Annotated in this window: 23 protein-coding genes; 13 read left to right on the top strand and 10 right to left on the bottom strand. The window is 71.9% G+C overall.

All coding sequences use genetic code 11. The features are described 5' to 3' along the window. The first annotated feature begins 53 nt into the window (after positions 1-53). From pgeF to IDM40_RS01320, 6 genes are all read left to right on the top strand, one after another. Positions 54-773, top strand: a complete 720-nt coding sequence (gene pgeF, locus IDM40_RS01345; RefSeq protein ID WP_193120002.1) for a peptidoglycan editing factor PgeF — start codon at positions 54-56, stop codon at positions 771-773. Between the two features lie 106 nt (positions 774-879). Then, complete coding sequence (locus tag IDM40_RS01340) at positions 880-1,593, top strand: YggS family pyridoxal phosphate-dependent enzyme (protein WP_193120001.1); 714 nt, start codon at positions 880-882, stop codon at positions 1,591-1,593. 150 nt (positions 1,594-1,743) lie between these two features. Next, positions 1,744-2,271, top strand: coding sequence for a cell division protein SepF (locus IDM40_RS01335; RefSeq protein WP_193120000.1), 528 nt, complete (start codon positions 1,744-1,746; stop codon positions 2,269-2,271). A gap of 39 nt (positions 2,272-2,310) precedes the next feature. Further along, positions 2,311-2,604, top strand: coding sequence for a YggT family protein (locus tag IDM40_RS01330; protein WP_193119999.1), 294 nt, complete (start codon positions 2,311-2,313; stop codon positions 2,602-2,604). Between the two features lie 131 nt (positions 2,605-2,735). Continuing rightward, positions 2,736-3,656, top strand: a complete 921-nt coding sequence (locus IDM40_RS01325) for a DivIVA domain-containing protein (RefSeq protein WP_193119998.1) — start codon at positions 2,736-2,738, stop codon at positions 3,654-3,656. A 92-nt stretch (positions 3,657-3,748) separates the two neighbouring features. Continuing rightward, positions 3,749-5,233, top strand: a complete 1,485-nt coding sequence (locus IDM40_RS01320) for a hypothetical protein (RefSeq protein ID WP_193119997.1) — start codon at positions 3,749-3,751, stop codon at positions 5,231-5,233. A gap of 115 nt (positions 5,234-5,348) precedes the next feature. On the opposite strand, the gene ileS is transcribed toward IDM40_RS01320, so the two are convergent. Further along, a complete protein-coding gene (gene ileS / locus IDM40_RS01315; RefSeq protein ID WP_193119996.1) occupies positions 5,349-8,549 on the bottom strand; it encodes an isoleucine--tRNA ligase in 3,201 nt (1,066 codons plus the stop codon). Between the two features lie 345 nt (positions 8,550-8,894). On the opposite strand from ileS, the gene IDM40_RS01310 reads away from it, so the two are divergent. The 4 genes from IDM40_RS01310 (at position 8,895) to IDM40_RS01295 (ending at position 11,347) form a co-directional block, all read left to right on the top strand. Continuing rightward, entirely contained in the window at positions 8,895-9,152 is a 258-nt protein-coding gene (locus tag IDM40_RS01310) for a hypothetical protein (protein ID WP_193119995.1), read from the top strand. Between the two features lie 178 nt (positions 9,153-9,330). Continuing rightward, on the top strand, positions 9,331-9,741 hold the full coding sequence (locus tag IDM40_RS01305) for a TraR/DksA family transcriptional regulator (RefSeq protein ID WP_193119994.1): 411 nt from the start codon (positions 9,331-9,333) through the stop codon (positions 9,739-9,741). 29 nt (positions 9,742-9,770) lie between these two features. Then, complete coding sequence (lspA, locus tag IDM40_RS01300; RefSeq protein WP_193119993.1) at positions 9,771-10,424, top strand: signal peptidase II; 654 nt, start codon at positions 9,771-9,773, stop codon at positions 10,422-10,424. After that, complete coding sequence (locus tag IDM40_RS01295) at positions 10,421-11,347, top strand: RluA family pseudouridine synthase (RefSeq protein ID WP_193119992.1); 927 nt, start codon at positions 10,421-10,423, stop codon at positions 11,345-11,347. Before lspA ends, IDM40_RS01295 begins: the two co-directional genes overlap by 4 nt. A gap of 104 nt (positions 11,348-11,451) precedes the next feature. Here the strand turns inward: IDM40_RS01295 and IDM40_RS01290 are convergent, their stop codons facing one another. The 8 genes from IDM40_RS01290 to IDM40_RS01255 all read right to left on the bottom strand — a co-directional run bounded on the left by IDM40_RS01290 (position 11,452) and on the right by IDM40_RS01255 (position 19,457). Continuing rightward, a complete protein-coding gene (locus IDM40_RS01290; protein WP_193119991.1) occupies positions 11,452-12,825 on the bottom strand; it encodes an LLM class flavin-dependent oxidoreductase in 1,374 nt (457 codons plus the stop codon). After that, entirely contained in the window at positions 12,822-13,622 is an 801-nt protein-coding gene (locus IDM40_RS01285) for an ABC transporter ATP-binding protein (RefSeq protein ID WP_193119990.1), read from the bottom strand. Before IDM40_RS01285 ends, IDM40_RS01290 begins: the two co-directional genes overlap by 4 nt. After that, a complete protein-coding gene (locus IDM40_RS01280) occupies positions 13,598-14,434 on the bottom strand; it encodes an ABC transporter permease (RefSeq protein WP_193119989.1) in 837 nt (278 codons plus the stop codon). Before IDM40_RS01280 ends, IDM40_RS01285 begins: the two co-directional genes overlap by 25 nt. Beyond that, a complete protein-coding gene (locus IDM40_RS01275; protein ID WP_235997186.1) occupies positions 14,431-15,534 on the bottom strand; it encodes an ABC transporter substrate-binding protein in 1,104 nt (367 codons plus the stop codon). Before IDM40_RS01275 ends, IDM40_RS01280 begins: the two co-directional genes overlap by 4 nt. Positions 15,535-15,646: 112 nt before the next feature. Then, the gene (locus IDM40_RS01270) at positions 15,647-17,308 is read right to left on the bottom strand and encodes a thiamine pyrophosphate-dependent enzyme (RefSeq protein WP_193119988.1); all 1,662 of its coding nucleotides are present in this window, start codon (positions 17,306-17,308) and stop codon (positions 15,647-15,649) included. Between the two features lie 160 nt (positions 17,309-17,468). Next, complete coding sequence (locus IDM40_RS01265; RefSeq protein WP_193119987.1) at positions 17,469-17,783, bottom strand: AzlD domain-containing protein; 315 nt, start codon at positions 17,781-17,783, stop codon at positions 17,469-17,471. Next, entirely contained in the window at positions 17,780-18,529 is a 750-nt protein-coding gene (locus IDM40_RS01260; protein ID WP_193119986.1) for an AzlC family ABC transporter permease, read from the bottom strand. The genes IDM40_RS01265 and IDM40_RS01260 overlap by 4 nt, the downstream gene beginning before the upstream one ends. Before the next feature lie 70 nt (positions 18,530-18,599). Next, the gene (locus IDM40_RS01255) at positions 18,600-19,457 is read right to left on the bottom strand and encodes a helix-turn-helix transcriptional regulator (protein WP_193119985.1); all 858 of its coding nucleotides are present in this window, start codon (positions 19,455-19,457) and stop codon (positions 18,600-18,602) included. A 76-nt stretch (positions 19,458-19,533) separates the two neighbouring features. Here IDM40_RS01255 and IDM40_RS01250 point away from each other — a divergent pair, with 76 nt between their 5' ends. The 3 genes from IDM40_RS01250 (at position 19,534) to IDM40_RS01240 (ending at position 21,340) form a co-directional block, all read left to right on the top strand. After that, a complete protein-coding gene (locus IDM40_RS01250) occupies positions 19,534-19,995 on the top strand; it encodes a GNAT family N-acetyltransferase (protein ID WP_193119984.1) in 462 nt (153 codons plus the stop codon). 136 nt (positions 19,996-20,131) lie between these two features. Continuing rightward, complete coding sequence (locus tag IDM40_RS01245; RefSeq protein WP_193119983.1) at positions 20,132-20,794, top strand: PaaI family thioesterase; 663 nt, start codon at positions 20,132-20,134, stop codon at positions 20,792-20,794. 225 nt (positions 20,795-21,019) lie between these two features. Continuing rightward, positions 21,020-21,340, top strand: coding sequence for a chorismate mutase (locus IDM40_RS01240; protein WP_193119982.1), 321 nt, complete (start codon positions 21,020-21,022; stop codon positions 21,338-21,340). A 12-nt stretch (positions 21,341-21,352) separates the two neighbouring features. On the opposite strand, the gene IDM40_RS01235 is transcribed toward IDM40_RS01240, so the two are convergent. Next, the gene (locus IDM40_RS01235) at positions 21,353-22,555 is read right to left on the bottom strand and encodes an endonuclease/exonuclease/phosphatase family protein (RefSeq protein ID WP_193119981.1); all 1,203 of its coding nucleotides are present in this window, start codon (positions 22,553-22,555) and stop codon (positions 21,353-21,355) included. Between the last annotated feature and the right edge of the window lie 60 nt (positions 22,556-22,615).

Below are 22,615 nucleotides of genomic sequence, written 5' to 3'. Positions count from 1 at the left end.
CCGTCCCGGGGGTGCCTCAGTCCCCCGGTCAGGGAAGGACCGCAGGCACACCGATGGGAAACGTCGTCGATCTCGGCCACGGAGTCCGGGCCGCCGTCACCGAGCGCGCCGGCGGTGTGAGCACCGCCCCTTACGACTCGCTCAACATGGGCCTGGGTTCGGGGGACGAGCGCGAGGCCGTCCTGGCCAACCGCCGCACCGCCGCTGCCGGGCTCGGGTTCGACGCCGACCGGGTCGTGTGGATGAACCAGGTGCACAGCTGCGACGTCCTGGTCGCCGACGCCCCCGGCGGGGTCGGGACCTGCGACGCCGTCGTGACGACCCGCCCCGACCTGGTCCTGGGCTCGTTGGCGGCGGACTGCCTCCCGGTCCTGGCCGCCGACGGAGAGGCGGGCGTGCTCGGCGCCGCCCACTCCGGAAGGCTGGGAACAGCCGGAGGGGTCGCGGTGCGCCTGGTCGAGGAGATGGTGCGGCAGGGAGCCCGGCTCGACCGCATCAGTGTCTTCCTCGGCCCCACGATCTGTGGTTCCTGCTACGAGGTGCCGGCGGAGATGCAGGCCGAGACCGCCCGCCTGGCCCCCGAAGCGGCCTCCACGACCCGGCAGGGCACCACCGGGGTCGACATGCTCGCCGCCGTGACCGCCCAGCTGCGCGGGGCCGGTATCGGCCGCCTGGAGGCCGACGGACGCTGCACCCTCGAGAGCCCCGAGCTGTTCTCCCACCGCCGCGGAGCCCCCACCGGGCGCTTCGCCTCCTTCGTCTGGCGCAGCTGAGCCGACCGGAGCCCGGTCCCGGTGCCCGGGGCCGGGACCTCGCGCTGCCATGTCAGTCGAAGGGCCGCGGCGCCGTACTACCGACCCGAGAAGAGGTACCGAGACCGTGTCACAGACCGACCCCGAGCGCGTCGAGCAGGTCCGCGCCAACCTCCTGGACGCACGGTCCAGGATCGAGGCCGCCTGCACCGCTGCCGGACGCAGCCCGGAGGAGGTGTCCCTGATCGCGGTGACCAAGACCCACCCCGCCAGTGATGTGCGCATTCTCGCCTCGCTCGGCGTGACCGACGTGGGCGAGAACCGTGACCAGGAGGCCGCACCCAAGGCCGAGGCCACCGCCGACCTCGACCTGACCTGGCACTTCGTTGGGCAGCTCCAGAGCAACAAGGCGCGCTCCGTGGCCCGCTACGCCGACTACGTGCACTCGGTGGACCGCGCCAAGCTCGCCCGCGCGCTGGGCAAGAGCGCCGCGGAGGCCGGACGCGAGCTCACGTGCCTGGTCCAGGTCGACCTCGACGAGGAGTCCCGCCCCGGCATCATCGGGCCCCGCGGCGGTGTGGCCCCCTCCGACACGCTCGAGCTCGCCGACCGTATCGAGGAGCAGGACGCGCTCTCGATCGGCGGTGTCATGGCGGTCGCGCCCCTGGGCGGTGACCCCTCGGCTGCCTTCGCACGCCTTTACGAGGTGGCCTGCCGGTTGCGTGATCGTTACCCTCGGGCCACGGTGATCTCTGCGGGTATGAGTGGTGATCTCGAGGCCGCGGTGGAGCGAGGAGCAACACACCTACGGATCGGTACGGCGTTGCTCGGAGCCCGGTAACCGATCGTGGGGTAATGTCCCCACATGGACCTTGGAGCCCGTCTGCGGAGTTCGCCCTGATGAGCGAACGGCCCACCCAGCAGGGGTTGGCGGGCGAGTACAGAGGATGTCGGGTGCGGTGAAGACCGCGGGGACGACGGAGGACATGGGATGGCCGGCGCGATGCGCAAGATGGCGGTCTACCTCGGCCTCGTGGAGGACGACCGTTACGATCACCGCTATGCGGACGAATATGATGAGTTCGACGATTTCGACGAGGTCGTGGACGAGCAGCGTGACCGTGACGCAGTCGTTCCGCGAGAAGAGGGAACACGAGGCGAGGACGTGACCGACACCGGCGACTACCTGGGAACGGGTGACCGACGCGGTGGAGCGACCACGACCGCCTCGATGGCAGACCTCGCTCGAATCACAACGCTCCATCCGCGCACCTACAACGAGGCGCGTACGATCGGAGAACACTTCCGGGAAGGCACTCCGGTGATCATGAACCTGACCGAGATGGTCGACAGCGACGCCAAGCGTCTCGTCGACTTCGCGGCTGGTCTGATCTTCGGTCTGCATGGCAGTATCGAACGCGTGACCAACAAGGTGTTCCTGCTGTCCCCGGCCAACGTCGAGGTGACCGCCGAAGACAAGGCGCGGATCGCTGAGCGAGGGTTCTTCAATCAGAGCTAGACCATCACATTTGTCCAGAGATTGGGTCGAGGAACGACCGTGAGTATCGTCCTGTCCGTGCTGCTCATCGCGCTCCAGCTGTTCGTGTTCGTGCTGATCGCGAGAGTGGTCTTGGAGATGGTTCAGTCCTTCTCCAGGACGTGGCGCCCCACCGGGTTCGTGCTCGTGCTCGCAGAGGTCGTATACACGATCACCGACCCACCCCTGAAGTTCCTCCGCAGGTTCATCAAGCCGGTGCGGTTGGGGAGCATCGCACTCGACCTGAGTGTCCTGGTCCTCTTCATCATCGTGTGGATCCTCATGAGCTTCATCGGGGCACTGCAAGTCGCTTAGGGACCTGACCCGAGGGTGAATCAGCAGCCTCGGGTTCCGTTATGTGGTCTTGGTCATGATCTGGATTGCCGTAAGGTCACGATCAGGTAGCGTCCCTACGGACAGACTCCAAGCGCGCCAAGGAGACGAACATGCCGCTGACACCCGCCGATGTGCGGAACAAGCAGTTCAGTACCACCCGGCTCCGACCGGGCTACGACGAGGAAGAGGTCGACGCCTTCCTCGACGAGGTCGAGTCCGAGCTCGACCGCCTCATCCAGGAGAACGAGGAGCTGCGCGGCAAGCTGGCCGAGTGCCTGCGGGGCCAGGTGCCCAACGCCGGCATGCAGGACTTCCAGCAGCCCCAGGAGCAGCAGCAGGCCGCCCCCGAGCCGGCCCCTCAGCCCGAGCCCGCCGCCCCGCAGCCCCAGGCTCAGGCCCAGGCCGCCGAGCCCCAGCAGGCTTCCCAGGCCCCCGTTCCCCAGATGCCCGCCGGGATGACCGGTGCCAACCTCGCCATGGGTGGCGAGGAGAACATGGACACCGCCTCCCGCATCCTGGCCCTGGCCCAGCAGACGGCCGACCAGGCGATCTCCGACGCGCGCCGCGAGGCCGACGAGACGCTCGGCCGCGCCCGCCACGAGTCCGAGGACATCCTCGGCAAGGCCCGCCGCCAGGCCGACCAGATCATCGGCGAGGCCCGCGCCCGCTCCGAGAACCTGGACCGCGACGCCCAGGAGCGCCACCGCCAGGTCATGGGCAGCCTCGTGCAGCAGCGCGAGGAGCTCGAGCACAAGGTCAACGTGCTCAAGGACTTCGAGCGCGAGTACCGCAGCCGTCTGAAGGACTACTTCGAGCGGCAGCTCAACGAGCTCAAGAACGAGGAAGAGAAGGCCAAGTCGGCCGACATCAACCCGAACACCACGGGTGGCTTCCAGACGATGGGTCCGCAGTCCGGCGCCAACCCGGGCATGCAGCAGCAGCCCAACCCCGGTGCCAACCCGTTCGGTCAGCCCGAGCCGGCCCAGCACGGCGGTTACCACCCCGGTGAAGCCCCGCACGAGCGGCGCTGACACCAGCACCGACGGCCGTGACCACAGCGGTCCGTTCGGCTCCGAACAAGTGAAGACTCCGGTACGACACGTGTAAAGGCCTTGGTCGACCCGTGATCCTCAGCATCCTTGCGACCGTGGCGGTCCTGGCGGCGATCGTCGTCATGCTGTCCGCCCTGGTGTTCGCCGAGACCGTCCTGGTGTTCATCTCACTGGGACTCGGCGCCACGAGCGTCCTCCTCTTGATCGGCGCTCTCGTGCAGCAGAGGTACGGCACGACCAGACCGGAAACCGACATCTCCGGGACGGACGGTTTGGGGAAGTCGTCCGTCCCCGTGACGGAGGCAGGTGCCCTCGCGACGGGGGCCACCGCCGTGGGTTCCGAGCCTGCAACGACCGAACCGGAGGACACCAGGCGCGTGCCCGCACCGGCGAACGAGCCGGTGCGGGATGCCTACGTGTCAGGGACCGGCCCCGAGGAGGAAGGTTCCGAGCACGGCTCGGCGCACGTTCCTGCCCCGACCGAACCCCCCGCCGAGGAGACGACCCCCGCCCCTGCCGAACCGGCGGGTACCTCGGCCTTCGACGACGAGGAGGTCCCCTTCTCCGCCAGTGTCCGCGCGACGGACGCCGAGCAGGAGGAGAGCGGCCCCGCCCCCCGAACTTCCGATCCCGTCGAGGACACCGGACCCGGGTCCGGTGCCGACGAGGACGAGATCCCCGAGCCCGAGCAGGTCGAGCCCGACGAGGCTCCCGCGACGGCGCACACCGCCGACGACGAAACGGTCCAGGACGGGGCCGGCAGTGAGCCCGTCGAGGACACCGCCGCGGCCGATGCCGAGGAACCCTCCGAGACCGAGGACGAGGCGACCGTCACCTCCGGGGGCGACGAAGAAGACTCCGACCACGACGAGGCCGTCGGCGCGGACCCCGCCGAGCCCGAGCCGGCCGAAGCGCACGGTTCCGAGGACGACGGGGGAGACCCCGCAGAGGACGACACCTCTGCCGACGAGGACACCGCCGAAGCCGCCTCCGACGCCGACGACGAGACCGTCACAGCCGAGGCCACCGACGAGTCGGCCGACCCTGCTGATGACGAGGCCGAGGCGGTCGTGCCCGACCCCGAGCCCGACGAGGACGCGGCTGACGAGACCCCCGACGAGGCGACCGAGCCCGTGGAGGAGACCTCCGAGACCTCCGCCGACGCCGAAACCGACGTCGAGAGTGACGAGGACGGGGAGCCCGCGGACGGGGACTTCCCGGAGAACGCCGCGGACGAGGACCGCCCGGAGGAAGCCGAAGAGACAGAGGACGCCGATCCCTCGGAGGACGGCGTCTCCGAGACCTCCGAGTCCCCCGCGGCCCAGGACGACGCCGGAGAGACCACCGCGGACGAGGTCCCCGTCGACGAACAGGACGAGGACGAGGGCACGGACAGCGACCCCTCCGACGGCTCCGAGGCCGAGGAGGCCGCAGAGGAGACCGGCGACGAGGGCGAGCACGCCGTCGCCTACGCGGTCATCGTGGACAGCGACCACGAGACCCCCGAGCGCGAGACGGACACCGTCGGCGCCGAGGAGCCCGGCCCCTCCCGCTGACCACCCGGGGCCCGTGCAACTCCCTGCCGGGCCCTCAGAGCGCTTCCGAGGCCGACCCCGGACCGGTGACACAGGAAAGGGACGGGGCCGCGGCCCCGTCCCTTTCGCGGATACGTCAGGCCTTGCGGAACCCGAAGCTCACGCCGAACTCCTCGGAGCTCGTGGTGAACAGGTCACCGTCGACCTCACCGGCGGCGAAGACGTCCGCGAGGACCTCCCCGGCGATGGTCTCGCTGTGCTCCTCCAGGGCACGCGCGGCCTCGTCCGAGGCCGACCAGCGCACGTGGATCCGGTCGGAGACGTCCAGGCCGCTGCGCTTGCGCGCCTCCTGGAGCATCCGCACCATCTCCCGGGCCAGGCCCGCGCGGCGCAGCTCGGGTGTGAGCTCCAGGTCCAGGGCGACGGTCGCCCCCGACTCCGAGGCCACCGCCCAGCCCTCACGCGGCTGCTCGGTCACCAGCACCTCGTCGGCGCTGACCTCCACGTGCTCGCCCTCGACCTCCACCTGGGCCCAGCCGGTGCCGCGCACCTGCTCGACCAGGGCGGCCGGGTCGGCGGCCTGGATGCCCTTGGCCACCAGCGGCGTGCGCTTGGCGAACCGCTTGCCCAGCGCACGGAAGTTCGGCTTGACCGTGTAGTCGACCAGGTCGCCGCCGACCGTGGACAGCGACTCCAGGGACTGCACGTTCAGCTCCTCGGCGACCTGCGCGCGCAGCTGCTCGGGCAGCCCCGCGAAGCCCTCGGCCCCCACCAGCGCGCGTCCCAGCGGTTGCCGGGTGCGCACGGCCTGGTCGACGCGGGCCGACCGGCCCAGCTCCACCAGGCGGCGCGTCAGCGCCATGTCGCGGGCCAGCTCCGGGTCGGTCAGGTCCTCGCGGTACTCCGGCCACGAAGCCAAGTGCACCGAGTCGGCCGCACCCGGACGGCGCAGCGCCGACCACACGTGCTCGGTCAGGAACGGCACGATCGGGGCCATCAGCAGCGTGACCGTCTCCAGCGCCTCGAACAGCGTCGCGAAGGCCGACGCACCCTCGGGGGTCGAAGGACCGCCCCAGAACCGGCGGCGCGAGCGGCGCACGTACCAGTTCGAGATGTCGTCGACGAACGCGGTCAGCCGTCGGCCCGCACCCGTGGTGTCGAAGTTGTCCATCGCCTCGGTGACGTCGCGGACGACCTCGTTGAGCTCGGAGAGCAGCCACCGGTCGAGCAGCGGGCGGTCCTGCGGCGCCGGGGCGTCGGCCAGCTTCGTGTGGTCCCAGCCCTCACCGGCGTTCGCGTACAGGGTGAAGAAGGAGACCGTGTTGTAGTAGGTCAGCAGGACCTTGCGGACGATCTCCTCCAGCACCGTGTGCCCCACACGGCGGGCCGTCCACGGCGAACCGCTGGCCAGCATGAACCAGCGCAGCGCGTCCGCGCCGTGGCGGTCCATCACCGGGATCGGCTCCAGCACGTTGCCCAGGTGCTTGCTCATCTTGCGGCCGTCCTCGGCGAGGATGTGGCCGAGCACGACCACGTTCTCGAACGAGTTCCGGCCGAACACGAGTGTGCTCACGGCCAGCAGCGAGTAGAACCACCCGCGGGTCTGGTCGATGGCCTCGGAGATGTACTGCGCGGGGAAGTTGGCCTCGAAGGTCTCCTTCTCCCGGTGCGGGGCGCCCCACTGCGCGAACGGCATGGAACCGGAGTCGAACCAGGCGTCGATGACCTCGGGCACCCGGCGGGCGACCCGTTCCTCCTCGGGCAGCGACGGGTCGGCGTCGGGGTCCGGGATGACGATGTCGTCGACGTAGGGCCGGTGCGGGTCCAGGTTCGACAGGTCCTGGCCGCTGAGCTCGCTCAGTTCCTCCAACGAACCCACGCAGATCTGGCGCCCGTCCGGGAACTCCCAGATCGGCAGCGGCGTGCCCCAGTACCGGTTGCGGGAGAGAGCCCAGTCGACGTTGCCGCGCAGCCACTCGCCGAAGCGGCCCTCCTTGACGTTCTCCGGAACCCAGTTCGTGGCCTGGTTCTGCTCCAGGAGCTGGTCCTTGATCGCCGTCGTGCGGATGTACCAGGAGGGGACCGCGTAGTAGAGCAGCGGCGTGTGGCAGCGCCAGCAGTGCGGGTAGGAGTGCTCGTACTGCTGGTGGCGGAAGAGCAGCCCGCGCTGCTTGAGGTCGCGCACCAGGGTTTTGTCGGCGGTCTTGAAGAACTCGCCCCCGATCAGGTCGAGGTCGGCCTCGAAGGTGCCGTCGGGCCGCACCGGGTTGACCACCGGCAGGCCGTAGGAGCGGCAGACCACCATGTCGTCGCCACCGAAGGCGGGCGACTGGTGCACCAGACCGGTACCGTCCTCGACGGTCACGTAGTCGGCGAGCACGACGTAGTGCGCCGGCTCGTCGAAGGGCACCAGCTCGAACGGGCGCTGGTAGGTCCAGCGCTCCATCTCGTCGCCCTCGAAGCGCTCCCCGGTGAGCTCCCAGCCCTCGCCGAGCACCTTCTCGAACAGCGGGCGGGCCACGACCAGGCGCTCGTTGCCGTCGGTGGCGACCACGTACTCCACGTCCGGGTGGACGGCCACGGCGGTGTTGGAGACCAGGGTCCACGGGGTCGTGGTCCACACCAGCAGCGAGGTCGGGTGCTCGGGCGAGGCGAGCGGGCCCGAGGTCACCGGGAACCGCACGTACACCGACGGGTCGGTCACCGTCTCGTAGCCCTGCGCCAGCTCGTGGTCGGAGAGCGTGGTGCCGCAGCGCGGGCAGTAGGGGCTGATGCGGTAGTCCCGCACCAGCAGCTCCTTCTCCCAGATCTGCTTGAGGGCCCACCAGACCGACTCCACGTACTGGGCGTCCATGGTGCGGTAGGCGTCGTCGGTGTTGACCCAGTACCCCATGCGCTCGGTCATGGCCGTGAACGCGCCGACGTTGCGCATGACCGACTCGCGGCAGCGGGCGTTGAACTCGGCGATGCCGAACTCTTCGATGTCCTTCTTGCCGCTCAGGCCGAGTTCCTTCTCCACGGCGACCTCGACGGGCAGGCCGTGGCAGTCCCAGCCGGCCTTGCGGTCGACGTGGTAGCCGCGCATCGTGCGGAACCGGGGGAAGACGTCCTTGAACGCGCGCGCCTCGACGTGGTGCACACCGGGCACACCGTTCGCGGTCGGGGGGCCCTCGTAGAAGACCCAGGACGGCTTGCCGCGGGTCTGTTCCAGCGAGCGCTCGAAGACGTTCTCCTTCGACCACCGGTCGAGGATCTCGCGCTCGGTCGCAGGAAGGTCGATCTGCGCGGGCAACTGCGGGAGCGCGCGGGGATCGTCGGGCCGGGGGTGCTCGGTCACCGTCGTAACCTCTCTCCATCAGGAAGGGCCTGACGGAGGGACGAGGCGGACCCCGCGGTACCACCCTCCTTGGAGCCGCGGCGGGGCCGCGGTTCCCACTTCGTTACGCCGGTGCCGGTTCTACTGGGGGCGCCGCGCGCCCTGTTCCTCCGGCGGCTCCGGGGTGATCTTCGCGCTGGCCGTACCCCCGGGCTCCCACCGTCCCCGGGTCGCTGGGCGGGCCGGCCGCGGGGGCCGTGCTCCAACCGGTCGGTGCCAGCGTTACTCTCCCCATCGACACCGTTCACGTTCAGGATATCGCAGCGGGGCAACGCGCATCCCGCTGTTTCCAGGGGAGGAAGAGACATGGCCGTGGGCCGAGGCGCCGTCATGGTGACGCTGACCGAACGCGAGGACGCCGATGAGCTGGCCGAACAGCTCCAGGAGCAGGGGTACGAACCCTGCACGGTGCACCGGGACATGCTCGCCGGCGAGGACGATGCCGAGGACGTGGACTGGGTCATCGAGGTGCACACCGGCCCGCACGGCGGCCCCGCGGTCTTCGACGAGACCCACCTGGGCCTGCTCGCCGAGGACTACGGGGGGTTCGCGACGGTGGAGTGAAACGGGCCGGGACCACCACGGTGCGGGGCCTGCGGGCGCCGCACCGGTCTGACCGGATCGTTGCCTCGTGTCCGTTCTTTGCCTAGGCTTCGCCGCACCAGTCGGGCCGACTCCCCGGGGGACCCACCGCGAGGCGGGGAGGGAACCGGTCCGCGAACCGACGGGGAAGGAACCCACCATGAAGGCCACCGAAGCCGCAGACCTTCCGGTGCGACCCGGCGAGGACCCCTGGACGTCCGAGGAGCTCGCCGAGGTGCGCCACCAGCTCGAGGCGGAGATCGCCTCCCAGCGCGAGGAACTGGCGCAGAACGAGAGCGAACTCACCGAACGCCTCACCGACCCCGTCGAGGGCGCGGGGGACGACACCGCGGACACCGGGGCCAAGGCCTTCCAGCGCGAGCACGATCTGGCGTTGGCCTACAATACTCGTGACCTGCTCGCGCAGAGCGAGAAGGCGATCGAACGGATGGACGCGGGAACCTACGGGGTCTGCGAGTCGTGCGGCCAGGCGATCGGGAAGGCCCGCCTTCAGGCGTTCCCCCGCGCCACCCTGTGCGTCACCTGCAAACAGCGCGAGGAGCGTCGCTGACTGAGGTAGAGCCCTCCGGGGACAACAACATGACCACCAACGAAGAGGCTTCCGGGAGACCCCGCAGGTACGTACTGCTCGCGGGGGTGGCCCTCACCGCGCTCGTCGTCGACTTCCTCACCAAGGAATGGGCGCTGTCCGCCCTCAGCCGTGGTGAGTTCGTCGACGTGATCGGCAGCTTCCTCCAGTTCACCCTGGTGTTCAACACCGGGGCCGCTTTTTCGTTGGGCACCGGTTACACGTGGGTGTTCACCGTCATCTCCACCGTCGTCGTGCTGGGCATCGGCTACATCGGGTGGCGCGTGCGCAGCGTGTGGTGGGGTGTGACTCTCGGCCTGATGATGGGCGGCGCCGCCGGCAACCTCGTCGACCGGTTCTTCCGCCCGCCGGGCCCCTTCGAGGGCGCCGTCGTCGACTTCATCAGCGTGCCGAACTGGCCCGTGTTCAACGTCGCGGACTCCTGCGTGGTGGTCGGTGCGTTCCTGGTGGTGGTGCTGACCTTCAAGGGCATCAACCTGGACGGCACCCTCGCCTCGGAGGAGGGCAAGGACGGCGCGACCGCCGCTGCCGCCCGACCCGAGCAGGTCGAGCACCGCAACGACGACGACACCGGTGACGGTGCCGAGGACGACGCCGAGCGCGGCGAGCCCGGCGACGGAACCGGTGAGGGGAGGGCCCAGTGAGCGACACCCGCAGCCTGCCCGTGCCCGACGGCCTGGAGGGCGACCGGCTCGACGCTGCGATCGCCCGCATGTTCGGGCTCTCGCGCACCCGGGCGGCCGAGATCATCACCGCAGGCGACGTGTTCGTCGACGGTTCCGAGGCCGGCAAGTCCGACCGTGTCCAGGCCGGCGCCTGGCTCCAGATCACGCTCCCGCCGCCGCCCAGCGCCCCGGTCCCGCGGGCCGAGGCCGTCCCGGGCATGACGATCGTGCACGAGGACACCGACATCATCGTGGTGGACAAGCCCATCGGTGTCGTCGCCCACCCCACGGTCGGCTGGACCGGGCCCAGTGTCCTGGAAGGGCTCCTGGCGTCCGGTGTGCAGCTGGCCACGAGCGGCGCCGCCGAACGCCAGGGCATCGTGCACCGGCTGGACGCCAACACCACCGGCCTGATGGTCGTGGCCAAGAGCGAGCTCGCCTACAGCGTCCTCAAGCGCGCCTTCAAGGAGCGCACGGTCGACAAGCGTTACCACACACTGGTCCAGGGCCACCCCGACCCGCTCCGCGGCACCGTGGACGCCCCCATCGGGCGCCACCCCGCCGGCGACGGGCGCTGGGCCGTGGTCAGCGGCGGGCGGGAATCGGTGACGCACTACGACACCGAGGAGGCCTTCCGGGCCGCGAGCCTGCTGGAGGTCAAGCTCGAGACCGGGCGCACGCACCAGATCCGCGTGCACATGGCCGCGCTGCGTCACCCGTGCGTGGGCGACATGCTCTACGGGGCCGACCCCACGCTGGCCGAGCGCCTCGGGGTGAAGCGCCAGTGGCTGCACGCGGTGCGGTTGGGCTTCGACCACCCCACCGAGGGACGCCCGGTCGAATTCTCCAGCCCCTACCCCGACGACCTCGCGCAGGCCGTCGACCAGCTCCGCGAGGACTGACGCGTCGGGAGGGCACGCCCTCCTCCGACATCAACGCCTCCGCGCCGCAGCGGGCCCCGGACGAACGATCGTCCGGGGCCCATTTCTGTCGGTCCGGGGCCGTGTCAGGGGTGCACGTGGCCCAGGATCGCGCGGTCCTGGGCCACCGGCGGGGCAGAACCGCTGTCCGGGCGGGGGAGACCGTAGTGCTCGCGCAGGGTCGTGCCCGTGTACTTCTCCCGGAACAACCCCCGGTCGCGCAGCAGGGGCACCACGTGGTCCACGAAGGCGTCGAAGCCGCCGGGCAGGTGGGGCGGCATCACGTTGAACCCGTCGGCCGCGCCCTGCTCGAACCACGTCTGGATCGTGTCCGCGATCCGCTCGGGTGTTCCCGCGAGAACGTGGTGGCCGCGCGCCCCCGCCAGCCGGTGCAGCAGCCCGCGCAGGGTGGGGCGCTCGCGGTCGACGATGCCCAGCACCACCTGGAGGCGGCTGCGGGCGTCGGCGCGCTGCTCCGGCCCGATCAGGTGGGCGGGGAAGGGCGCGTCGAGGTCGTGCCCGGCCAGGTCCAGCCCGGTCATGCGTTCCAGCTGGCCCAGGGAGTACTCGGGCTGGGTCAGCGCGTTGAAGCGTTCCTCCAGCTCCCGGGCCTCACGCTCGGTGGAGCCCACGAACGGACTGATCCCCGGCAGGACCTTGACGTGGTCGGGGTCCCGTCCCAGCGCACGGGCCCGTTCCCGGATGTCGGTGTAGAAGGCCTGCGCGTCGGCCAGGGTCTGGTGGGCGGTGAAGACCGCCTCCGCGTGCCGCGCCGCGAAGGCCCGCCCGTCCTGGGAGGACCCGGCCTGCACGTAGACCGGCCGGCCCTGGGGCGAGCGCGGGACGTTGAGCGGCCCGGCCACGTCGAAGTGCTCCCCGCTGTGCCCGATCGGGTGGATGAGGTCGGTGTCGGCGAAGACGCCCGTGCCCGGGTCGGCGACCAGCGCACCGTCCTCCCAGCTGTCCCACAGGGCAGTGACCACGTCGACGAACTCGTGCGCGCGGGCGTACCGCTCGGCGTGCACGGGGTGGCTGTCGAGACCGAAGTTGGCGGCCGCGCCCGGGTCGCCGGTGGTGACGATGTTCCAGCCCGCCCGGCCCCCGCTCAGGTGGTCGAGGGAGGCGAACAGGCGGGCGAGGTTGTACGGCTCGGTGTAGGTGGTCGAGGCGGTGGCCACCAGGCCGATGCGTTCGGTCACCGCGGCCAGCCCGGACAGGAAGGTGAAGGGCTCCAACCGGAACCGGGACGCGTAGCGCACGTTGGCCGCAAGGGAGGGCCCGTCGGCGAGGAAGACGGCGTCGAAGGCCGCGTCCTCGGCCCGGCGGGCCAGGTCCTGGTAGAAGCCCAGGTCCAGTAGGCGGTCCCGCGGGGTGTCGGGGTGGCGCCAGGCCGCCTCGTGGTGGCCTCCGGGGTAGATGAACAGGTTCAGGTGCAGCTGTCGGGGGGCGGGTTCGCTCATGCGGGGGCCTCCTCGTCGGGGGCGTCGGTGACACCGAGTTCGGACAGCAGCCGGCGGCGCAGGTCCGCGAAGGCGGGGGAGGCGCTCTCGCGGGGACCGGACAGGTCCACGGGCACGTCGGCGCCCACGGTCCCGTCGGCCAGCACCACGACCCGGTCGGCCAGGGTGATGGCCTCGTCGACGCTGTGCGTGACCAGAAGGACGGCAGGGCGGTGGGCCTCCACCAGGCGCAGCAGCAGCGCCTGCATGCGCATCCGGGTGAGGGCGTCCAGGGCGCCGAAGGGCTCGTCGGCCAGCAACAGCTCGGGTTCGCGCACCAGCGAGCGGGCCAGCGCGGCGCGCTGCTGCTCACCGCCGGAGAGCTCGTGGGGCCAGGCGCGCTCGCGCCCCTCCAGACCGGCCTCGGCCAGTGCCGCCCGGCCGCGTTCCCTTGCGTTCGGCCCGGGCAGGGAGAGCACGACGTTGGCCAGGACCCGCTGCCACGGCAGGAGCCGGGAGTCCTGGAAGACCATGGACACGTGCTCGGGTGTGTCCATACTTCCGCGGCCCGCGACGCCGTGGTCGAGCCCGGCCACGGCGCGCAGCAGGGTGCTCTTGCCCGAGCCGCTGCGTCCCAGCAGGGCCACGAACTCGCCCCGGCGGATGTCGAGGTCGATCCCGTCCAGGACGACACGGCCACCGAAGCCGCGCGTCAGCCCGCGGACCCGTACCGCGGGCCCGTCGCCGGGGGAGGCATCGGCCGCGGGGGACGGCTTCGGGGCGGTGTCGAGGGTCAGTCCTCCAGTGTCCGGCGCCATGCCAGCGCCCTCCTCTGCACGAGTCGTACGAGTCCGTCCATGAGCAGGCCCAGGACCGCGTAGACGACCAGGCCGACGACGATGACGTCGGTCTGTCCGTAGGTCCCGGCGAGCGTCATCATGTAGCCGAGGCCGCTGGTGGCGTTGACCTGCTCCACCACGACCAGGGACAGCCAGGCCGCGGTCACGGCGAAACGCAGCCCCAGCAGGAAACCGGGCAGGGCCCCGGGCAGCACCACACGCGCGAGGAAGGCCGTCCGCGACGTGCCGAGGGTCTCGGCCAGTTCCACGTAGCGCCGGTCGATGGCCCGCAGCCCGTTGTGGGTGTGCACGTAGATCGGCACGACCACGGCCAGGGCGATGGTGATGACCTTCATCTCTTCACCGATGCCGAACCACAGAATGAGCAGCGGCAGCAGCGCCAGGTTGGGCACGGCGCGGTTGACGTGCATCGGGCCGTCGACCACGCCCTCGCCCAGGCGGCTCAGCCCGGAGACGAGCGCGAGGGCCAGGCCGACCGCGATCCCCGACACCAGGCCGAGCAGGGCGCGTTGCGCGGACGCGGCGAGGTGGTCGGGCAGGGTTCCGTCGGCGACGAGGTCCCCTGCGGTGGCGACCACGGTCCAGGGCGCGGACAGGGTGCGTTCGTCGATGAACCCGGTGGCCGAACCCAGGAACCACACGGCCAGCAGCAGCAACGGGCCCAGGGCGAGCAGCCCGGGCACGCGCGGCCCCGGCCCCAGGCGGCGTCCGCGGGCGGAGCGCGGGGGCAGGACGTCCGGGCCTGCGGTCCCGGCCGCCGGCGCGCTCACCGGTCACCGCCCAGGGCCTCGGACGCGGCCGATTCGTACCGCAGGTCGTAGACGTCCTCGCGCACGTCGACCTCGGGCCAGTCCTGTTCGCGGGAGAGCAGGTCGGCGGTTTGCTGGTGGCGCTCGATGGTGTCGTCCCAGTCGGTGGGAACGACCGCCTGCCCGTCGCGTTCGACCAGGTAGGCGGCGTCGTCGGCGCTCAGGCCCTCGTGCTCGACGTAGTAACCTTGCGCCCATTCCCCGGGGTTCTCGCTGATCCACTGCGTCGACCGGGCCCAGGCCTGAACGAGGGCGTGCAGGGCCGCGGCCTTGGCCGGATCCTCCAGGACCTCCTCGGGTGCGTACAGGTGCCAGGGGTCGTCGCGCAGGCCGTGCTGGAGCGTGGTTCCGCCGTCCTGGCCGTAGAGCTCTTCGTAGCGGCGGATCTGTACACCCCCGAGCGGGGCGACGTCGACCTCGTCGCTGCCCAGCGTCTGCACGTAGGTGTCGTCGACGCTGGTCATCTCCACCAGTTCCACGTCGTCCTGGCCGAGCCCGACCGAGTCGAGCAGGCGCAGCACCAGGGCGCCCTGGGCCTGGCCGGGGCTGTAGGCGACTCGGAGCCCTTCGATGTCGGAGAGCTCGTCGACGTCGGCGCCGGGTGCGATGCCGATCTCGTAGAGGGGATGGTCGAGCGGGTCCTGGCGTTCGGCGGCCGCGATCACGCGCACGTCCAGGTCGGTCCAGCGGGCATGCAGGGGCGGGATGTCGGCAACGGCGCCCACGTCCAGGGCGTCGGCCCGGAAGGCCTCGGTGGTCTGCGGCCCGCCGTCCATGTTGGCCCACTCGGCCTCGAAGGGCAGGTCGTCGATCTCGCCGGACAGTTCCAGGGCGCGCTGGGTCTTGGGGTCGCCGATGGCCAGGGTCGTGCCGTCGGGGATCTCTTCGGGCAGGGGCTGGTCGAGGCCGAGCCGGGGCCCTTCGTCCTCGGTGGAGCACGCGGCGGTGGTGAGGAGGAGGGCGAGTGCCAGCGCGGTGCTGTGGGTCAGGGAGGTAGGTCGCTTCGGGATGGCGGTCTCCTTCGGGGAGCGGGTCCGGTGGGGTCCGGCCCCGTGTTCCATTCCCTATAAACCCTACTTATTAAGTGGGTTAAAGGGCAATCCTCCCTGAACTGCGCCGATGCACGACAAAGGGCCCGAGCGTGCGCGCCCGGGCCCCTGGAACGGGGGGAAACTAGCTCGGCAGGAGGTCCGACAGCGTGGCCGACGGGCTGATCACATCGGGGTCGGTGCGCACGTCCACCAGGGTCGGCCCCTCGGCCTGCACCGCCTCCGACAACGCCTTGACCAAGCCCTCGTGGGAGTCCACCGTCGCCCCGCGCGCACCCAGCGAGCGCGCGAACCCGGCCAGGTCCAACGGGCCGCTGATGCTCGTGCCCGCCATCCGCCCGAGCTCACGCGCCTGGTGCATCGCGATCGTGCCGTACAGGCCGTTCTGGAACACCACCACCGTGATCGGGGCGCCCACCCGCACCGCGGTCTCCAGTTCCTGACCGGTCATGGTCACGCCGCCGTCGCCGACCACCGCCACCACCGTGCGCTCGGGCCGGGCCAGCTTCGCCGCCACCGCCGCCGGAACCGCGTACCCCATCGCCCCGCTCGTGGGCGCCAACTGCGTCTCAGGGGCCCGGTACCACCAGCCGCGGTGCAGGAACGCCGCGAAGTTGCCGGCGTCGTTGGTCAGCAGGGTCTCCTCCGGCAGCGTTTCGCGCATCCCCTCGATGACACTCCACGGGTGCAGGCCCGGGCCGGTGTGCTGCTCCACCGACCGCGGCGGCCGGGTGCTCTCCACCCACACCCGCCGCGCCGCGCTCCAGTCCCGGAACGAGGAGGGCAGCCGCGAGGCCGCCAGCGAGGACAGCGCCTCGCCCGAGTCGGCGACCGTGCCCAACCACAGGTCGGTCCCCGCCCCCACCTGGCGGGGGTCGGCGTCGATCTGCGCGACCCGCGTCCCCGGGGCCGGAAGCCGGTACCCCTGCGTGGTCGTCTCGCTCAACCGCGACCCCACCACCAGCACCGCGTCCGACTCGCGCAGCGCCTCCAAGGTCGAGGGGGCACTGCCCAGCCCGAGGTGGCCCAGGTAGAGCGGGTGGTCGTTGGGGAAGACGTCCTGGCGCCGCCACGACGAGTACACGCCCGTGCTGAAGTGCTCGGCCACCCGCACCAGCTGCTCACGCGCCCCGCGCGCCCCGCCGCCGGCCACGATCACCGGACGCACCGCCCGGGTCAGCCAGGTCGCCAACCGGTCCCGGTCGTGCTCGGACAGCGGAGGGCGTGGCGGCTCGTACCCTGAACGCTCCGGGGGCACGGGCACCCGCTCGCCGAACAGGTCGCCCGGGACCGCGATCGCCACCGGCCCGGGCCGCCCGCTCGTGGCCACCCGCACCGCCTCCGCCGTCACCTCGGCCAACCGGTCGGCCCGGTGCACGGTCGTCGACCACTTGGTGATGGGCGCGTAGAACGCCGTCAGGTCCACCTCCTGGAAGGCCTCGCGCCCCAAGCGGTCGGTCTCGGCCTGCCCCAGGAACACGATCATCGGGGTGGAGTCCTGGTGGGCGGTGTGCACCCCCACCGCGAGGTTGGAGGCGCCCGGCCCGCGCGTGGCCGCCGCCACCGCCGGGACCCCGGTCAGCTTGCCCTCGGCCTCGGCCATGAACCCGGCGCCGTTCTCGTGCCGGGTCGAGACCAGGTCCATGTGCTCGTGCCGGTCGATCGCGTCGGCCAACTCCAGGAAACTCTCGCCGGGAACGGTGTAACAGCGCCGGATTCCGGCGCCGGCCAGGACCGCCACGACCGCCTGCGCTGCGGTGGTCGTGGGGGAGGGGGTGGTGGCCATGGGCGGGTCCTTCCATCGTCGCAAGGTCCACTCGCGGGCCCGCGCCCTCTTGTGGAGGGGCGGGCGCGCACCGGTGGGAGACCGGGCTCGTGCGGCCGACTCTGGCACCACCGCCCGGGGTGGTCAAGAACACCGCAGGCCGCTTGTGGACAGCCGTGGTTCAGCCCAGCCCCAGCGCGCGCAGCCCCGCCGTCGTCGCGGCCGCCGCCACGATCACCACCAGGAACGGGGCCCGCAGCACCAGCGCGCACACCGCCGCGCCCAGCCCCGCCATCCGGGCCCCGTCCCAGACCAGGGACTGCCCGTCGCCCAGCGCCTCCACCGCGACCAGGGCCGCCAGCAGCGCCAGCGGCACGGCCACGGCGAACCGCTGCACCCACGGGTTGTCCAACACCGACCGGGGCGCGGCCAACCCGGCGTACTTGAGCAGGTAACAGCCGGCCGCCGTGGCGACCAGAGCGATCCACAGCATCATCGGCGGGCCTCCTCACCGTCGCCGGGGCCCACGTCCCCGGACTCCGTGTCGGCCGGGATCGGAGAACCTGACTGCGCGGGGCCGATCAGCGCCACACACGCCGCACAGGCCGCCAGCAGCACGGGCACCCCCGGAGGGAGGAACGGGGTCGCCGCGAGGGCCGCACCCGCACCCAACCCTGACACCAGCCAGGCGCGCGGACCGCCCTCCCGCAGACGCGGCCACAACAGGCCCAGGAACACAGCCGGGCCGACCACGTCCAGGCCCAGCGCGTCGATGTCGTGCACCCGGTCGGTGGCGGCCGCCCCCACCAGAGTGGTCACCACCCAGAACGTGCCCAGGACCGTGTAACTCGTCGTGAAGGCCAGACGGGCCGAGGCCCGGTCCGGCTGGGCCAGGGTCACCGCCGTCGTCTCGTCGATGACCCCGTGCGCGGCCACCGTCCGGCGCGCTCCGTGCCATCCGAGCACGTCGGCCAGGCGCAGGCCGTACAGGGTGTTGCGCGCCCCGAGGAGCAGGGCGCCCAGGACACCCGCCACGAGGCTGCCGCCCCCGGCGACCACCCCGACCAGGGCGAACTGGGACGCCCCGGTGAAGACGAACAGGCTCGTGAACACGGCCTGCACGGGGGAGAGGCCCGCGGTCACGGCGGTGGTGCCGAACGCGAGCCCGGCGGCCCCCACCGCCACACCGATCCCGACGCTGTCGCGCACGGCCGGTGTCCTCAGAACGGAGAAGACTGTCATGGGAACCGACGCTAGGACGCCGCTCCGGCACAGGTCTTGAACGTTCTTGCACCCTCCCGGGCGCCCGGTGTCAGGGCCCCGCGACGTCGCGGCGGTAGGCGGCCGGCGGAACCCCGAGGTGCCGGCGGAAGTGCCGCGTCAGGTGCGACTGGTCGGCGAAACCCACCTCGGCGGCCACCTCGCCCGGCCGCCGCCCCGCACGCAGCAGCTCCCGCGCCCGGCCCACCCGCGTCTGGTTCAGGTAGGCGTGCGGCGGTAGCCCGTACACCGACCGGAACGCCCGTGTCAGCGCGAACGGTGACAACCCCGTGGCCGCCGCCAGCTCCTCCAGCGAGGGCGGGTCGACCAGGCGCGTGACCAACTCCTGCCGCGCCCGATCCACCTCCGGTCGCGCGCGGTGCGCCCGGCCCTCGCGGGTGCGCTCGCGTCCGTGCTCGCTCAGCAGCAGCGCGATGCCCTGCCGGGTCAGCGACGAGGCGGCCAGGGTGTCCCCGGCCTCCGCCTCCAGATGCGCCCTGGCCAGCAGGCGCGCGACGGCCGGGGCGTGGATCCCCGACCCGGTGAACGCAGGTGTGCCCTGCATGCCCAGTTCACGGGCGATCCCCGAGACCACCTCCACCGACGGGTAGAAGACCCGGTAGGCCCACCCCTGGGGCACCCCGGCATGGCCGGTGTGCACCTCGCCCGGTTCCACCACCGCGAGACCGCCGGGGCCCACCCGCGAACGCCCGCGCGCGTGCGACCACTCCTCCACGCCCCCGGTGATCACGCCGAAGGTGTAGGTCTCGTGGCTGTGCCGGGTGAACGAGGTCGTGACGAAACGGGCGGTCAGCAGCTCGGTCCCGGGCAGGCCGGGGAACCGCCAGTAACGCGCACGCTCGCGCCCCGGCTCGGCGAGCTCGGGGTGCACGTGCTGCGGCAGGTCCATACCTCCAGGGTAGGAGGCGGCCGTCCGAGGGTCCCTGGTGGGACCGGGCGCCCCGCGGACCTTCTAGGCTGCGAGCATGAGCCTTTCCGAAGCCGGGGCCGCCACGTCCCAGCAGATCCGCCTGGCCGCGGGCGAGCACGACCTCGCGGCCGTCTTCGTCATCCGCGGCGCCGTGTTCGTCGCCGAGCAGAACGTGCCCGTGGAGGAGGAGTGGGACCTCCGCGACACCGAGGCCGACCACCTCCTCGCCCTGCACGACGGCGTCCCCGTGGGAACCGTCCGCATGGTCGTCGAGCAGGAGGGCGTGGGGCTCCTGGGGCGCCTGGCCGTCCTGCCCCGCGCACGCGGCACGGGCACCGGCAAGGCCCTCGTGCTCGCCGTGGAGGAGCGCGCCCGCGAACGCGGCCTGCGGTCGGTGGAGCTGCACGCCCAGACCCAGGCCCTGGGTTTCTACGAGGCGCTCGGTTACACGGCGCACGGCGAGGAGTTCCTCGACGCCGGGATCCCGCACCTGCACATGGAGCGTGACCTGCGCTGACCTCGGACAGGGTGGCGTGGGTCTCCGCGCCTTGTGAGGAGTGGCGCACGGGCGATCGGAATACTACCGAGTAGGATTCGGTTCGTGGTTGGTGCCCCCAGCCCGACCAGCACCCACCGACCCCTACGAGGAACACATGACGGTCAACACGCAGCCGGTCGCCGAGCGCCCCGACCCCCGCGCCTACGGCCTGCCCGTGGTCGAGCAGGACCAGATCCCCGACGAACTGCGCTCCCTCGTCGACGGCGTCCGGAACCTCGTGGACGCCGTCTCCAACACCGAGGCCGACTCCGCCACCCTCGCCGAGGCCGACGCCGCGGTCCGTGCCCTCAACGACAGGCTCAACGCCGCCCGCCGCGAGGTCGGAACCATGGTCCGCCGCACCATGGGAGACGGAACCGACGAGTTCGGCACCATCACCAACGTCGTCGCCGGGACCACCAACCCCGCCGCACCGCCCCTGGACCTGGAGCACGTCGAGGGCGGCGTGCAGGGCACCGTCACCCTCAACACCACCTACCAGGGTCCCCCCGGGCTCGTGCACGGCGGATGGATCGCCGCCCTGCTCGACCAGGCCGTCGGCAGCGCCTCCGCCGTCGAGACCAGCCCCGGCATGACCGCCAAGCTCGAGGTGAACTACCGGCAGCCCACCCCGCTGTTCACCCCGCTGGAGATCAGCGCCCGGGTCCGCAGCACCGAGCGCCGCAAGGTCTACGTCACCGGGCAGATCCGCGCCCACGGCCAGGTCACCGCCGAGGCCGAGGCGCTCATGATCCGCATCCCCATGGACGAGGGGTGAGGGCGGCCGCGGCCACCCTGCTAGGATGCATCCCGTGAACCACAGCGCTTACGTGTTTAGCAGGCCGACGGTCCCGTCGGCCGCTCACGCGTGAGCGCAACCGGGGATCGTCGGCAACAGAGCATCGGGTACCACCCGGTGCTCTTTCGCTTTCCAGGCGGCCGACGCCCCGGCGCACATTCCCGAGGGCCGGCGGCCGCGCAAGCAGCCCACAGGGAGGACACCGTGCACCGAGCCGCAGACCGCACCACGCCCGCCGAGAGCATCCACCACCTGCGCGGACGCATCGACCGCATGGACGCCGAACTCGCCGAGCTCCTCGAACGCCGGGCCCTCGTGGCCGCCGAGGTCCAGCGGCTCAAGCCCGTCGGTTACTTCGCCGGCCGCGACACCGAACGCGAACGCGCCCTCGTCGAGCGCATGGCCGAACACGCACCCCGCCTGGGCGCCGACCGTCTGGCCACCGTCATGGACGCCGTCATCACCACCGGGCTCACGGCCGCCCAGGAGGAAGCCCGGGACGGCACCCGCGGCGAGCACACCTGAGCCCCGCGGCCCTCACCCGCGCACGTCCACGTCCACCCACACCAGGCGGTGGTCAGAGCTGGGGAACGGCCGGTCGCCGGTCAGCCGGTACAGCGGATCGTCGGCGGCCGGCCAGAACACCCCCGAGCCGCGCACCCGCAGGTCGTCGCTGGGCAGCACGTAATCGGCCCGCAGGTGGCCCTCGGGCTCCGGTGCCGACGGGTCCAGCGCCGCAGCTCCCAGACCGCCCCGGCTCGAGGGCACCGGGTCCTGTACCGAGGGGTGCTCCAACAACTGCCGGATCGCCTTCGGATGGCCCGCCCCGGCGTCCGGGTCGGCGTTGAGGTCGCCGGCCACCACGAACGGCGCCCGCGGCGGCAGCCCGCCCCGGCCGCCCACGTCGTCGTAGATGTGGCCGGCCGACCCCGACAGGTAATCGACCCAGAACCGGATCTCGTCGTGGTTGCGCAGCACGTTGCGCCGCTCGGGGCCGTCGAAGGCCGGCGGGGTCGGGTGCGAGGCCAACAGGTGCACCGGCCGCCTGCCCCCGGCCTCCACCGGGATGTCCCAGTGCGCCTTGGACGACAGGCGCATCACCTCACGCGCCGCCGCGTCGTGGAACGGGCGCCCGGTGACGGGGTCGTTGGGCAGCATGGCGCCGGGCAGGTCCACCCAACGGAACCGGCGGAACGTGCGCACCCGGTCGGTCAGCAGCGGCAGCCGGGAGAACACCACCATCCCGTACTGGCCCGGGAACAGGCCGAAACCGAACGCGTCCCCCGCGTGCTCCAGGGTCCCCGGCCGTGTCACCACCTTGCCGTTGCCGTCCAGGTCGGCCCCGGAGGCGACCCCGGTGTTGACCGGGCCGGTGTACACGTACGGGTAGTCGATGCCGCGGGCCCCGCGTACGCCCCGGGCCAGGTGGTGGTCCTGGAACAGGCGCGGGCCCAGCCGGTGGGGGTCGTGGTCGAACTCGTTGACCAGCAGCACGTCCGGGCGCACCCGTTGCACGATCTCGGCGACGTTGCGGACCTGCCGGTTCCCGGGGGCGGCGAGGTCGGCCAGGAGGGCGCCCGGTTCCGGCCGGCTCAGCGCGGCGTTGAAGGTCGCGAACCGCACCGTGCCCTCCGGCGGCGGTGGCGGGACCGAGGACGGGGCCGCGCGCGAGGGTGCCGACCGTACCCCCGCGGAGGCCAGCACGAGGGTCGCCGCGGAGCCGCCGGAACGTGGGTGCATGGGGGATGGTCCTCCCGGTCGCGGTCGCGTGTCCGCAGGCACGGGAATCCGCCCGCGGTC

The sequence above is a fragment of the Nocardiopsis coralli genome, assembly GCF_014892575.1.
Lineage (GTDB): Bacteria > Actinomycetota > Actinomycetes > Streptosporangiales > Streptosporangiaceae > Nocardiopsis > Nocardiopsis coralli.
Note: the sequence above shows the minus strand (reverse complement) of the source record. Positions and strands in the feature narration are given on the sequence as shown.